The sequence below is a fragment of the Streptomyces sp. NRRL F-4489 genome (assembly GCF_001509485.1).
Taxonomy (GTDB): Bacteria; Actinomycetota; Actinomycetes; order Streptomycetales; family Streptomycetaceae; genus Streptomyces.
In genome coordinates this window covers 91,926-104,825 of sequence record NZ_LLZI01000265.1, presented here as the reverse complement: position 1 = coordinate 104,825, position 12,900 = coordinate 91,926, and the positions used below count along the sequence as shown (strand labels likewise).

The following is a 12,900-nucleotide window of genomic DNA, read 5'->3' as shown; positions in this document are numbered from 1 at the left end:
ATATCGCACCCATGGGGAGGCTTTGCCCCTCTAATGGGGTGGTGACTTCCCTGGATCGTCGCACCGTGCTGCGCGCGGCCGCCTCCGCCGCGGCCGCCGGTGCGTTCGCGGCGGGCTGCGACCCGCACCGCTCGGCGGACGCCTCCTCCCCCGTACGGGCCTCCGGCGGACCGGACCCGCACGCCCCGGGCCGGTCCGCCCGGCACCCCGCCGCCCGGCCGCCGACCCGCGCGCCCGGCCTCCCGGCCGAGATCGCGCACGGGCCGCGCGACGGCCACGCGGTCGCGCTGACCTTCCACGGGCGGGGCGACCCGGCGCTGGGCCGGGCGCTGCTCGCCGAGGCCGAGCGGGCCGGCGCCCGGATCACCGTGCTCGCCGTCGGCGACTGGCTCGACGCGCACCCGGAGATGGCCCGCCGCGTCCTCGACGGCGGCCATGAGCTGGGCAACCACACCATGCACCACCGCAATATCTCCGCGCTGCCCACCGACGCCGCGTACGCCGAGATCAGCCGGTGCGCCGACCGGCTGCGCGCGCTCACCGGCAGCATCGGCAGCTGGTTCCGCCCCTCCCAGACGCAGCGCGCCACCCCCCAGCTGATCCAGCTGGCGCGCCGGGCCGGCTACCCGCACGTCCTCTCCTACGACCTGGACTCCCTCGACGCGAACGACCCCGGCGCCCCGGCCGTCCGGCGCACGGTCCTGGACGGTGTCCGGCCGGGCTCGGTCGTCAGTCTCCACCTCGGGCACGCGGGCACGGTGGCCGCGCTGCCCCCGATCCTCGACGGCCTCCGCCGGCGCGGTCTGCGCGCGGTGACGACAACGGAGCTAGTGACCTGATGGCTGACCGGAACCGCATCCACCTCCGTCCGACCGGCTCCCGCCCCGCCCGTCCCGCCCGCCGGGCCGCGCTGCTCGCCGCGGCCTGCGCCCTGGTGGCGGCCGGCTGCGCCGGCGGCGGGGAGTCCGCCTCCGCGCCGCGGTCCGCCCCGGCCTCGCCGCACAAGGCCGTCGTCCAGGGCCTGCCGGGCATGCCGCCGGTGCTGGACGAGCACGATCTGTACGCCGCGGACCGCCCCAACCGGCTCGCACCGCAGGTGCGGAGCTACCCGGCGCGGATCTACGTGCCCAACACCGGCTCCGACACGGTCAGCGTGATCGACCCCAAGACGTACAAGGTCATCGAGACCATCCCGGTGGGCGTCCAGCCGCAGCACGTGGTGCCGTCGTGGGACATGAAGACGCTGTGGGTCAACAACAACCGGGGGCACGACCTCACCCCGATCGACCCGGCGACCGGCAAGGCCGGCAAGCCGGTCAAGGTCCACGACCCGTACAACCTCTACTTCACGCCGGACGGGAAGTACGCGGTGGTGATGGCCTCGATGGACCGGCAGCTGGTCTTCAGGGACCCGCACACCATGGAGATCCGCAAGACGCTCCCGGTCAGCTGCGCCGGCGTCAACCACGCCGACTTCTCGCCGGACGGGAAGTACTTCATCGTCTCCTGCGAGTTCTCCGGCGAGCTGCTGAAGGTCGACACCGCCAAAATGGAGGTGATCGCCCAGGAGAAGCTGCCGTTCCAGGGCGCGATGCCGCAGGACGTGAAGATCTCGCCGGACGGCCGGACGTGGTACATCGCCGACATGATGGCCGACGGCGTATGGGTCCTGAACGGCGACACCTTCACCCGGCCGCGGCTGCTGCCGACCGGCAAGGGCGCGCACGGCCTCTACGTGAGCCGGGACTCCCGCACCATGTACATCTCCAACCGCGGTGAGGGCTCCATCTCCCTGCTGGACTTCCGCACCGGCGAGCTGACGGACAAGTGGCACATCCGCGGCGGCGGCAGCCCGGACATGGGCGGCCTCTCCGCGGACGGCCAGGTGCTCTGGCTCTCCGGCCGCTACAACTCCGAGGTCTACGCCCTGGACACCCGTACGGGGAAGACGCTGGCGAAGATCAAGGTGGGGGAGGGGCCGCACGGGCTGGCGGTCTATCCGCAGCCGGGGCGGTACTCGCTCGGGCACACCGGGATCTTCCGCTGACGGCCTGACGTACGCGACGGGCGCGCGTCCGGCTTCCCGCCGGGCGCGCGCCCGTCCCCGTCCGCCCGGCGGTGCCCGGGCGTGCCGTTCGTCTACGCGTTGTACTCGTCGGCGTTCTTCGGCTCGGCGCCCTGGACCATGCCGCTGAGGACCAGCGAGCGGTTGTCGAAGCGCTCGGTGTCCACGCCGTTCTCCTTCAGGACGCTCATCGCGGCGGTGTGCACCGCCCGCAGCACGGGCGTCGCGGCGCGCAGCGCGTCATCGGCCATGAAGCGGTGGCGCCAGGGCTTGTCGGCCCAGACGTGGCGCAGACCGAACGGCTCGGGGAGGACGAGCTTGCCGCCGAGGAAGTCCAGCACCGGCGGGAACCACGTCAGCGGGGCGCGGGCGGCGAGCCGGACCACCTCGGACGGCTCGATCAGCGGCAGCGTCTGCGTCCTGGTCTCCCAGAACCGGACGACCTTGGCGACCTCCTTGGTCTTGGGCTCCGGCTTCGTGGTGAACAGGGAGTTGACCGGTCCCAGGGCGTGCCCGCTGACCTCGATGCGCAGCGTCTCGTGCAGCACCGTGACGGTGATCATCAGCGTGAGCACCAACTGGCCGTCCCACAGCACGAACTGGACGCCGAGGTAGTGGCGGTCGCCGCTGCCGAACTGCTGCTCGTTGCAGATCCGCTCTATCTCGTGGCCGCGGACCTCGAACCCGTCGACGTGGGTGCCCTCCGGGCGGGCCACGGCCTTGGCCTTCTCGCCGACCGGGGAGACGATCCAGTGCCGGACCGAGGGCGGCTGCTGGAAGCCGCCGGTGTGCAGCGGGCTGCGCTCCAGCAGGCGCAGCCGGTCGTGGATCGCGCGGATGACGTCCCAGCTGCGGAACGGGTGGATCTCGGTGCCCTCCTGGGCGGGGCGCAGCTCCTCGGCCAGCTGCCAGCTGCCCCAGCGGGTGCCCATGCCGAGTATGCCCTTGGGGCCGGCGTAGAAGACGACGTTGCTGCGCTGCTCGGCGGAGACCTTGGCGAGATTCTGGCGGAGCGTCTCGGCGGAGGTGTGGTTGGGGTCCAGCGGGACCGCCTCGGGGATCTTCGCGGCGACGCCGCCGCCCTCCAGCAGCCCCTTCCACGCCTCCCGGAGGGTGACGGCGGTGCGCTCGCAGATCTGCTTGGCCAGCCACCAGCCGAGCACCGGGACGACCAGCGCGCCGCGCGCGTACAGCGGCCAGAAGCCCGTCAGCGGCAGCTTGACCATCAGGAACAGGCCGCCGGCGGCGAGCACGACCAGCATGATGCCGCCGAGCAGGGAGAGGCCGTTGCCCTCGCCGTCCTTGGAGAAGACCTTGCGGAGCTGGAAGGCGCCCAGCCAGAGCAGCACCCCGGGCAGGAAGACCAGTCCGCAGACCACCATCAGGACGGTGAGGCGGGTGTCGCGCTGCTTGCGGATGTTGGTGGCGGCCAGGCAGTGCTCGACGACCGTCTGCGGTTCCGTACCGAAGGACTGGATGAGCGGTTTGCGGCCGCCGCCGAGCATCCGCACCTGGACGGCGCGGGAGAACGCCTCGCCGAGATTGGGCGCGAACAGCGACAGCTTGGGCTTTTTGATCTCGGAGGTGCCGGCCTCGGAGTCGGCCTTGGTGATGTCGGCGAGCGGGCTGTCGCGGTAGGCGGCCGAGGCCAGCGCCTGGGTGGCCGCGGTCTGCCCGGCGCCCCCGGAGATGGGGACCTGCGCCCCCGGACTGAAGTCAAAACCGTCTGCCACTACCGCCCCCATCACCGCGCGTATCCGCTGATGCGCTCTACCCGACTACGCTTCCGCGCACACCTGCCGACCCGGCGTCCTCGCAGGTTGGCCCGGAACGGTCGGCGCAGCGGCGGAGTCCCAGCGTACAGCCGCCGCCCCGGCCCAAGTGGGCGGTTGTGGACGGCGGCTGACGCTTCGCCGGGCGGTGCGTCAGGCGCCGACGGCGGCCTCCTGGCGCATTCTCGCGGCGAGCTGACCGGGCATCGGCTCATGCCGCAGATAGCCGCGGCTGAAGCGGCCGGTGCCGTGCGAGAGCGACCGCAGGTCGACGGCGTAGCGGCTGATCTCCAGCTCGGGGACCTCGGCGCGGACGAGGGTGCGGCCGGCGCCGGACTGCTCGGTGCCCACCACCCGGCCGCGCCGGCTCGACAGGTCGCTGAGCACCGGCCCGACGAACTCGTCCGGCACCAGCACCCGGACCTCGGCGACCGGCTCCAGCAGGTCGATCGCGGTCTGCGCGGCGGCCTCCCGCAGCGCCAGCGCGCCCGCCGTCTGGAACGCGGCGTCCGAGGAGTCCACCGAGTGCGCCTTGCCGTCGAGCAGCGTGACGCGGATGCCGGTGAGCGGGTACCCGGCGGCGATCCCGCGCGAGGCCTGGGCGCGGACGCCCTTCTCCACGGACGGGATGAACTGGCGGGGGACCGCGCCGCCGACGACCTTGTCGGCGAACTCGATGCCGGAGCCGGCCGGCAGCGGTTCCACCTGGATCTCGCAGATCGCGAACTGGCCGTGGCCGCCGGACTGCTTGACGTGCCGGCCGCGGCCCGCGGCGGACCCGCCGAAGGTCTCCCGCAGCGCGACCTTGTGCGCGACGGTGTCGACCTGGACGCCGTAACGGGAGCGCAGCCGCTCCAGCGCCACGTCGGCGTGCGCCTCGCCCATGCACCACAGGACGACCTGGCGGGTGTCCTGGTTGTGCTCCAGGCGCATCGTGGGGTCCTCGGCGGCCAGCCGGGCCAGGCCCTGGGAGAGCTTGTCCTCGTCGGCCTTGCTGTGCGCCCGGATGGCGACCGGGAGCAGCGGGTCGGGCATCGCCCAGGGCTCCATCAGCAGCGGCTCGGAGCGGCCGGAGAGGGTGTCGCCGGTCTCGGCCCGGGTCAGCTTGGCGACGCACGCCAGATCGCCGGCGATGGCCCGCGGCAGCGGGCGCTGCTGTTTGCCGAACGGGGCGGACAGCGCGCCGATCCGCTCCTCGACGTCGTGGTCCTCGTGGCCCCGGTCGGTCAGGCCGTGGCCGGAGACGTGCACCGTCTCGTCGGGGCGCAGGGTGCCGGAGAAGACCCGGACCAGGGAGATCCGGCCCACGTACGGGTCCGAGGAGGTCTTGACCACCTCGGCGGCCAGCGGGCCGTCCGGGTCGCAGGCCAGGGCGGGCCGCGGGGAGCCGTCCGGGGCGGTCACGGCGGGCGCCTCGCGCTCGGCCGGGGTGGGGAAGCCGCCGGTGATCAGCTCCAGCAGCTCGACGGTGCCCAGGCCCTGCCGGGCGCCGTCCGCGGCCGGGGCGGCGGCCAGGACGGGGTGGAAGGAGCCGCGCGCCACCGCGGTCTCCAGATCGCCGATCAGCGTTTTGACGTCGATCTCCTCGCCGGCGAGGTAGCGGTCCATGAGGGTCTCGTCCTCGCTGCCGGCGATGATCCCCTCGATGAGGCGGTTGCGGGCCGCCTCGATCAGCGGCAGCTCCTCCCCGGTGGGCGGGCGCTCGGTGCGTTCCCCCGAGGAGTAGTCGAACACCGCCTGGGAGAGCAGGCCGATCAGGCCGTGGACGGGGGAGTGGCCATCGGGGCCCGGGGGGCCGTACAGCGGGAGGTACAGGGGCAGCACGGCGTCGGCGTCCGCGCCGCCGAAGGCCAGCGCGCAGTGCCGGGTCATCTCGTCGAAGTCCGCGCGGGCCGCCTCCAGGTGCGTGACGACCAGGGCCCGGGGCATGCCGACGGCGGCGCACTCGTCCCAGACCATCCGGGTCGCGCCGGCCACGCCGTCGCTCGCCGAGACGACGAAAAGGGCCGCGTCCGCCGCGCGCAGACCGGCCCTGAGCTCCCCGACGAAATCCGCGTATCCGGGGGTGTCCAGCAGATTGATCTTGATTCCGCCCCAGTCGACCGGGACGAGCGAGAGCTGCACCGACCGCTGCTGGCGGTGCTCGATCTCGTCGTGGTCGGACAGGGTGGCCCCGTCCTCGACCCGGCCCGCGCGGTTCACCGCGCCGGACGCCAGCGCGAGCGCCTCGACCAGGGTGGTCTTCCCCGATCCGCTGTGGCCGACCAGCACCACATTGCGCACGGCCTGGGGCCGGTCGGCCGCCGGTGCCCTTCCGGCGGCTCCTGGGTTCGTACTCGACTTCTCGCTCATGTGTCTCGCCTCCAGGTCGACACTTTGCGGTGATTCGAGCTTTCCACCGGGTTCAGGATGCGTCCATACGTGGCACACGCGCCCAGCGCTCCCAAGGGGCCCGCCGGCCACCTTCCCGCGCCGCCGGTTGCACCCCGCCGCCGCGATGCGTTCGCGGTGCCCCGCGGCCGCCTGGCTACGATGGGCCAGCCGGTGGCCCCTTGACCGCGCGGCCCGTAACGACTTTCCGGGAAGGTCATGCTGAACACGTACGCGCGTGCGTTCTTCACGCGTGTTCTCACACCGTTCGCCGCCCTGCTCATCCGCCTGGGGGTCAGCCCGGACGCGGTCACCCTCGTCGGGACCGGCGGTGTGGTGGCCGGCGCCCTGGTCTTCTATCCCCAGGGCGAGTTCTTCTGGGGCACGGTCGTGATCACGCTGTTCGTCTTCTCCGACCTGGTCGACGGCAACATGGCGCGGCAGCTGGGCCGCTCCAGCCGGTGGGGGGCCTTCCTGGACTCCACCCTCGACCGGGTCGCCGACTCCGCGATCTTCGGCGGCCTGGCGCTGTGGTACGCCGGGCGCGGCGACAGCCTGGCGCTCTGCGCGGTCGCGATCTTCTGCCTGGCCAGCGGCCAGGTGGTCTCGTACACCAAGGCGCGCGGTGAGGCCATCGGGCTGCCGGTGAACGTCAACGGGCTGGTGGAACGCGCCGAGCGGCTGGTGATCTCGCTGGTGGCCTGCGGTTTCGCCGGTCTGCACAAGTTCGGCGTACCGGGCATCCAGATCCTGCTGCCGATCGCCCTGTGGGTGGTCGCGGTGGGCAGCGCCGTCACCCTGGGCCAGCGCGTGGTGACGGTACGCCGGGAGTCGGCCGAGGCCGACGCCGTCGCACAAGGGGGGAACGGCTGATGGGCACACTGATCGACCCCGGCAAGCTGACCGACGGGCTGTACGGCCTGGGCTGGAGCGCCGTGAAACGGCTGCCCGAGGGCGTCGCCGCACAGCTCGGCCGGCAGCTCGCGGACGCCGCCTGGCGGCGCCGCGGCAAGGGCATCGAGCGCCTGGAGGCCAATCTCGCCCGGGTCGTCCCGGACGCCTCCCCGCAGCGGCTGGCCGCGCTCTCCCGGGCCGGTATGCGCTCGTACCTGCGGTACTGGATGGAGTCCTTCCGGCTGCCCGCGTGGAGCCCGGAGCGGATAAAGGCCGGTTTCACCCCCCAGGACGTGCACTACCTGGAGGAGGGCCTGGCGAGCGGCCGCGGCGTGGTCCTGGCCCTGCCGCACATGGGCAACTACGACCTGGCCGGCGTCTGGGTCACCACCAAGCTCGGCGTCCCGTTCACCACCGTCGCCGAACGCCTCAAGCCCGAGTCGCTCTACGACCGGTTCGTCGCCTACCGCGAGGGCCTGGGCATGGAGGTGCTGCCGCACACCGGCGGCGCCGCGTTCGGCACCCTGGCCCGGCGGCTGCGGGCCGGCGGCCTGGTCTGCCTGGTCGCCGACCGCGACCTGTCCGACTCCGGGATCCCGGTGAAATTCTTCGGCGAGACCGCCAAGATGCCGGCCGGCCCGGCCATGCTCGCGCTGCACACCGGCGCGCTGCTGCTGCCGGTCACCCTCTGGTACGACGACAGCCCGTATCTGCGCGGCCGCGTCCACCCCGAGATCCCGGTCCCCGAGAACGGCACCCGCGCCGAGAAGGCCGCCGGGATGACCCAGGCACTCGCCGACGCTTTCGCCTCCGGCATCGCCGACCACCCCGAGGACTGGCACATGCTCCAGCGCCTCTGGCTCGCCGACCTGGAGCCCCGCGCCGCGGCGGCCGGAAGGGACCGCGCGTGAAGATCGGCATCGTCTGCCCGTACTCCTGGGACGTCCCCGGTGGCGTGCAGTTCCACATCCGCGACCTGGCCGAGCACCTGATCCGCCTCGGCCACGAGGTCTCCGTCCTGGCGCCCGCCGACGACGAGACCCCGCTGCCCCCGTACGTCGTCCCGGCCGGCCGCGCCGTCCCCGTCCCGTACAACGGCTCGGTCGCCCGCCTGAACTTCGGCTTCCTGTCCGCCGCCCGGGTCCGCCGCTGGCTCCAGAACGGCGCCTTCGACGTCCTGCACATCCACGAGCCGGCCTCGCCGTCCCTGGGCCTGCTGGCCTGCTGGGCGGCGCAGGGCCCGATCGTGGCGACCTTCCACACCTCCAACCCGCGCTCCCGCGCCATGATCGCCGCGTACCCGATCCTCCAGCCCGCGCTGGAGAAGATCAGCGCCCGGATCGCGGTCAGCGAGTACGCCCGCCGCACCCTGGTCGAGCACCTCGGCGGCGACGCGGTGGTCATCCCCAACGGCGTGGACGTCGACTTCTTCGCCCGCGCCGAACCCCGCCCCGAGTGGCAGGGCCGCACCCTCGGCTTCATCGGCCGGATCGACGAACCGCGCAAGGGCCTGCCGGTCCTGATGAAGGCGCTCCCCGCGATCCTCGCCGCCGTCCCCGACGCCCGGCTCCTGGTCGCCGGCCGCGGCGACCAGGACGAGGCGGTCGCCGGCCTGCCCCCCGAGCTGCGCTCCCGGGTCGAATTCCTCGGCATGGTCTCCGACGAGGACAAGGCCCGCCTGCTGCGCAGCGTCGACCTCTACGTCGCCCCCAACACCGGCGGCGAGTCCTTCGGCATCATCCTCGTCGAGGCGATGTCCGCCGGCGCGGCCGTCCTCGCCAGCGACCTTGACGCGTTCGCTCAGGTCCTCGACCAAGGGGAGGCCGGCGAACTCTTCGCCAACGAGAGCGCGGAGGCGCTCGCCGCTGCGGCCGTGCGTCTTCTGGGGGCTCCTTCCCGGCTCGCCGAGCTGCGTGGGCTGGGCGCCCGGCACGTGCGGAGGTTTGACTGGGCGACGGTCGGGGCCGACATTCTGGCCGTCTACGAGACGGTTACCGCCGGCGCCGGCGCGGCTGCGGGCTGACGGTTCGCTGCGCTTGGCTCGCTTCCCACGTTGTTGGGTTTCCCGCCGCGGGGGGCGTTTCGTGTGCGCCTTGCGGCGCATTGCTTGATTCCGCTGCGCGGGGCTTTTCGGCAGCGGTGCCGGGTCTGCGGGGTGGGGGTATGCCGGACTGCTTCGCTTTACGTCCGGCATACCCCCACCCCGCAGACCCGACCTCTCCCGTTGGGGTCAGTTTCCAGGTGCGTGGGGGCTGGCGTGAGTGGGTTGGTGCTGCTCGTCTCGTTGAGGGTGAGCGCCCGTGAATGATCACTGGCCGCACCGGCCCACCGTGAACGGCCCCAATGGACAGGAGAATTGACCCCCTCGGGAGGGGACGGGTCTGCGGGGCAGGGGGTGTCCGGACGTAAAGCGACAGCAGTCCGGACACCCCCTGCCCCGCAGGCCCGGCACCGCTGCCGACCAGCCCCGCGCAGCGGACCCGGTGCGCCGAAGGCGCAACCCAACGCGCCGCAGGCGCGAGGCCCAACGCGCCGCAGGCGCGAAGAAACAGCAACCCGCGCGGCGGGACAGCCAACAACGTACGGGTAGTCTCGCCGAGCGTGAGCGCAACCGTTTTCTGGATCGTCGCGGCGATCGTCCTCGTCGGGGTCTACCTCAGTTGGACGGCCGGCCGCCTGGACCGTTTGCACGCGCGGATCGACGCCGCCAGGGCGTCCCTCGACGCCCAGCTGCTGCGGCGGGCCTCCGTCGCGCAGGAGGTGGGGACGTCGGGGGTGCTGGACCCGGCGGCGTCCATCGTGCTCTACCAGGCCGCGCACGACGCGCGGGAGGCGGAGGAGGACCACCGCGAGGTCGCGGAGAGCGAGCTGAGCCAGGCGCTGCGGGCGGTGTTCGCGGAGGAGGCGCAGCTGGCGGCGGTGCGGGCGGCGCCGGGCGGGGAGCGGGCGGTGGCGGAGCTGACCGCGGCGGTGCGGCGGGTGCCGATGGCGCGGCGGTTCCACAACGACGCGGTGCGGGCCGCGCGCGCGGTCCGGCGCCACCGGGTGGTCCGCTATCTGCGGCTGGCCGGGCACGCGCCGTTCCCGATGGCGTTCGAGATGGACGACGAGCCGCCGGCGGTGCTGGACGACCGCTCCTCAGGGAGCTGACCGGACGGGAACCGGAAGAGCGGCGTCCGGATGATGGGACGGCGTCCCGGACAAGCCACCGGCCTGCAATTGGCCCTTTCCCCGGGCCGCTCACCAGCGGTTATGTAGGCGCCGAAGCGCAACCACCCGCATTGAGTGAGGTCAACGTGTCCACCACGCCCACCACGCCCCAGTCCCCCGAGACCGGTACCGCACGCGTCAAGCGCGGTATGGCCGAGCAGCTCAAGGGCGGCGTGATCATGGACGTCGTCACGCCGGAAGAGGCGAAGATCGCCGAGGACGCCGGTGCCGTCGCCGTCATGGCCCTGGAGCGGGTCCCGGCCGACATCCGCAAGGACGGCGGCGTGGCCCGGATGTCCGACCCGGACATGATCGACGGCATCATCAACGCCGTCTCCATCCCGGTCATGGCGAAGTCCCGTATCGGCCACTTCGTCGAGGCGCAGGTCCTGCAGTCCCTCGGTGTGGACTACATCGACGAGTCCGAGGTCCTGACCCCGGCCGACGAGGTCAACCACTCCGACAAGTGGGCCTTCACCACCCCGTTCGTGTGCGGTGCCACCAACCTGGGCGAGGCCCTGCGCCGGATCGCCGAGGGCGCGGCCATGATCCGTTCGAAGGGCGAGGCCGGCACCGGCAACGTCGTCGAGGCGGTCCGCCACCTGCGCCAGATCAAGGGCGAGATCGCCAAGCTGCGCGGCTGCGACAACAACGAGCTGTACGCCGCCGCCAAGGAGCTGCGCGCCCCGTTCGAGCTGGTCAAGGAGGTCGCCGAGCTGGGCAAGCTGCCGGTCGTGCTGTTCTCCGCCGGCGGTGTGGCCACCCCGGCCGACGCGGCCCTGATGCGGCAGCTCGGCGCCGAGGGCGTGTTCGTCGGCTCCGGCATCTTCAAGTCCGGTGACCCGGCCAAGCGCGCCGCCGCGATCGTGAAGGCCACCACCTTCTACGACGACCCGAAGGTCATCGCGGACGTCTCCCGCAACCTCGGCGAGGCCATGGTCGGCATCAACTGCGACACCCTGCCCGAGGCCGAGCGCTACGCCAACCGCGGCTGGTAAGGACGCGACGACGAGATGAGCACCACTCCCACCATCGGTGTGCTGGCGCTCCAGGGCGACGTCCGCGAGCACGTCAAGGCGCTCGCGGACGCCGGCGCCCGGGCCCTCCCGGTGCGCCGCCCCGAGGAGCTCGCGGAGATCGGCGGCCTGGTGATCCCGGGCGGCGAGTCCACCACGATGTCCAAGCTGGCGGTCGCCTTCGGCATGCTGGAGCCGCTGCGGGCGTTCGTCCGGGCCGGCCGGCCGGTCTACGGCACCTGCGCCGGCATGATCATGGTCGCCGACAAGCTGCTGGACGGCCGCGACGACCAGGAGACCCTCGGCGGCATCGACATGATCGTGCGCCGCAACGCCTTCGGGCGGCAGAACGAGTCGTTCGAGGCGGCCATCGAGGTCGCGGGGATCGGCGGCGGCCCGGTGGAGGGCGTCTTCATCCGCGCCCCCTGGGTCGAGTCGGTCGGCGCCGCCGCCGAGGTCCTGGCGACGTACGGTGGTCACACGGTGGCCGTGCGGCAGGGTAACGTCCTGGCCACGTCGTTCCACCCGGAGCTGACCGGCGACCACCGCATCCACGGGCTCTTCGTGGAGATGGTCCGCGCGGCCGCGGACGAGCGGGCGTAAGCCCTGCCCGAAGGGGTGGAGTTCGGGGGAGCGCCGGCCGTCCCGGTAGGATCTGGGGCGATCGTTTTCTGAAGTTGGTTACGCGAAGGAGACAGGCGGATGTCCGGCCACTCTAAATGGGCTACGACGAAGCACAAGAAGGCCGTGATCGATGCCAAGCGCGGCAAGCTCTTCGCGAAGCTGATCAAGAACATCGAGGTCGCGGCCCGGATGGGCGGAGCCGACCCGGAGGGCAACCCGACGCTGTACGACGCCATCCAGAAGGCGAAGAAGCAGTCGGTCCCGAACAAGAACATCGACTCCGCGGTCAAGCGCGGCGCCGGCCTGGAGGCCGGTGGCGCCGACTACGAGACGATCATGTACGAGGGCTACGGCCCCAACGGCGTCGCGGTGCTCATCGAGTGCCTGACCGACAACCGCAACCGCGCCGCGTCCGACGTCCGGGTCGCCATGACCCGCAACGGCGGCTCGATGGCCGACCCGGGCTCGGTGTCGTACCTCTTCAACCGCAAGGGCGTGGTGATCGTCCCCAAGGGCGAGCTGACCGAGGACGACGTGCTGGGCGCGGTGCTGGACGCCGGTGCCGAGGAGGTCAACGACCTCGGTGAGTCCTTCGAGGTGCTGAGCGAGGCCACCGACCTGGTCGCGGTCCGCACCGCGCTCCAGGAGGCCGGGATCGACTACGACTCCGCCGAGGCCAACTTCGTCCCGACCATGCAGGTCCAGCTGGACGAAGAGGCCGCGCGCAAGATCTTCAAGCTGATCGACGCGCTGGAGGACAGCGACGACGTGCAGAACGTCTTCGCCAACTTCGACGTGTCGGACGAGGTCATGGCCAAGGTCGACGCCTGATCGGCGCTTCGGGCGCGCGGTCGTGACGGGCCGGCGGGGACACACCCCGCCGGCCCGTCGGTTTGTCAGTGGCAGGGACTAACCTGCGGGAACGTAAGGAACACACGACCGAACGACG

The 12,900-nt window shown here is 72.4% G+C and carries 11 protein-coding genes; 9 read left to right on the top strand and 2 right to left on the bottom strand.

Translation table 11 applies throughout. The features are described 5' to 3' along the window. The first annotated feature begins 41 nt into the window (after positions 1 to 41). A complete protein-coding gene (locus ADL22_RS28210; protein WP_420711606.1) occupies positions 42 to 839 on the top strand; it encodes a polysaccharide deacetylase family protein in 798 nt (265 codons plus the stop codon). Continuing rightward, complete coding sequence (locus ADL22_RS28205; RefSeq protein WP_066985861.1) at positions 839 to 2,047, top strand: YncE family protein; 1,209 nt, start codon at positions 839 to 841, stop codon at positions 2,045 to 2,047. Before ADL22_RS28210 ends, ADL22_RS28205 begins: the two co-directional genes overlap by 1 nt. Before the next feature lie 92 nt (positions 2,048 to 2,139). Here ADL22_RS28205 and ADL22_RS28200 read toward each other — a convergent pair whose 3' ends face one another. Beyond that, positions 2,140 to 3,798, bottom strand: a complete 1,659-nt coding sequence (locus tag ADL22_RS28200) for a hypothetical protein (protein WP_079064502.1) — start codon at positions 3,796 to 3,798, stop codon at positions 2,140 to 2,142. Between the two features lie 192 nt (positions 3,799 to 3,990). After that, the gene (locus ADL22_RS28195) at positions 3,991 to 6,189 is read right to left on the bottom strand and encodes an elongation factor G-like protein EF-G2 (protein WP_066985855.1); all 2,199 of its coding nucleotides are present in this window, start codon (positions 6,187 to 6,189) and stop codon (positions 3,991 to 3,993) included. A gap of 237 nt (positions 6,190 to 6,426) precedes the next feature. On the opposite strand from ADL22_RS28195, the gene pgsA reads away from it, so the two are divergent. The 7 genes from pgsA to ADL22_RS28160 all read left to right on the top strand — a co-directional run bounded on the left by pgsA (position 6,427) and on the right by ADL22_RS28160 (position 12,782). Then, entirely contained in the window at positions 6,427 to 7,080 is a 654-nt protein-coding gene (gene pgsA, locus ADL22_RS28190; protein WP_066985853.1) for a phosphatidylinositol phosphate synthase, read from the top strand. Beyond that, positions 7,080 to 8,012 carry a phosphatidylinositol mannoside acyltransferase gene (locus ADL22_RS28185; RefSeq protein ID WP_066985850.1) on the top strand — a complete coding sequence of 311 codons (933 nt, stop codon included), beginning with the start codon at positions 7,080 to 7,082 and terminating at the stop codon, positions 8,010 to 8,012. The genes pgsA and ADL22_RS28185 overlap by 1 nt, the downstream gene beginning before the upstream one ends. Then, positions 8,009 to 9,124: a glycosyltransferase family 4 protein gene (locus ADL22_RS28180; protein WP_066985846.1), complete on the top strand. Its 1,116-nt coding sequence runs from the start codon at positions 8,009 to 8,011 to the stop codon at positions 9,122 to 9,124. Before ADL22_RS28185 ends, ADL22_RS28180 begins: the two co-directional genes overlap by 4 nt. A gap of 578 nt (positions 9,125 to 9,702) precedes the next feature. Then, the gene (locus tag ADL22_RS28175; protein ID WP_066985843.1) at positions 9,703 to 10,251 is read left to right on the top strand and encodes a hypothetical protein; all 549 of its coding nucleotides are present in this window, start codon (positions 9,703 to 9,705) and stop codon (positions 10,249 to 10,251) included. A gap of 146 nt (positions 10,252 to 10,397) precedes the next feature. Further along, positions 10,398 to 11,309: a pyridoxal 5'-phosphate synthase lyase subunit PdxS gene (gene pdxS / locus ADL22_RS28170; protein WP_066985840.1), complete on the top strand. Its 912-nt coding sequence runs from the start codon at positions 10,398 to 10,400 to the stop codon at positions 11,307 to 11,309. 15 nt (positions 11,310 to 11,324) lie between these two features. Then, complete coding sequence (pdxT, locus tag ADL22_RS28165; protein ID WP_066985836.1) at positions 11,325 to 11,930, top strand: pyridoxal 5'-phosphate synthase glutaminase subunit PdxT; 606 nt, start codon at positions 11,325 to 11,327, stop codon at positions 11,928 to 11,930. 99 nt (positions 11,931 to 12,029) lie between these two features. Further along, positions 12,030 to 12,782, top strand: coding sequence for a YebC/PmpR family DNA-binding transcriptional regulator (locus tag ADL22_RS28160; protein WP_066985833.1), 753 nt, complete (start codon positions 12,030 to 12,032; stop codon positions 12,780 to 12,782). Positions 12,783 to 12,900 lie beyond the last annotated feature (118 nt).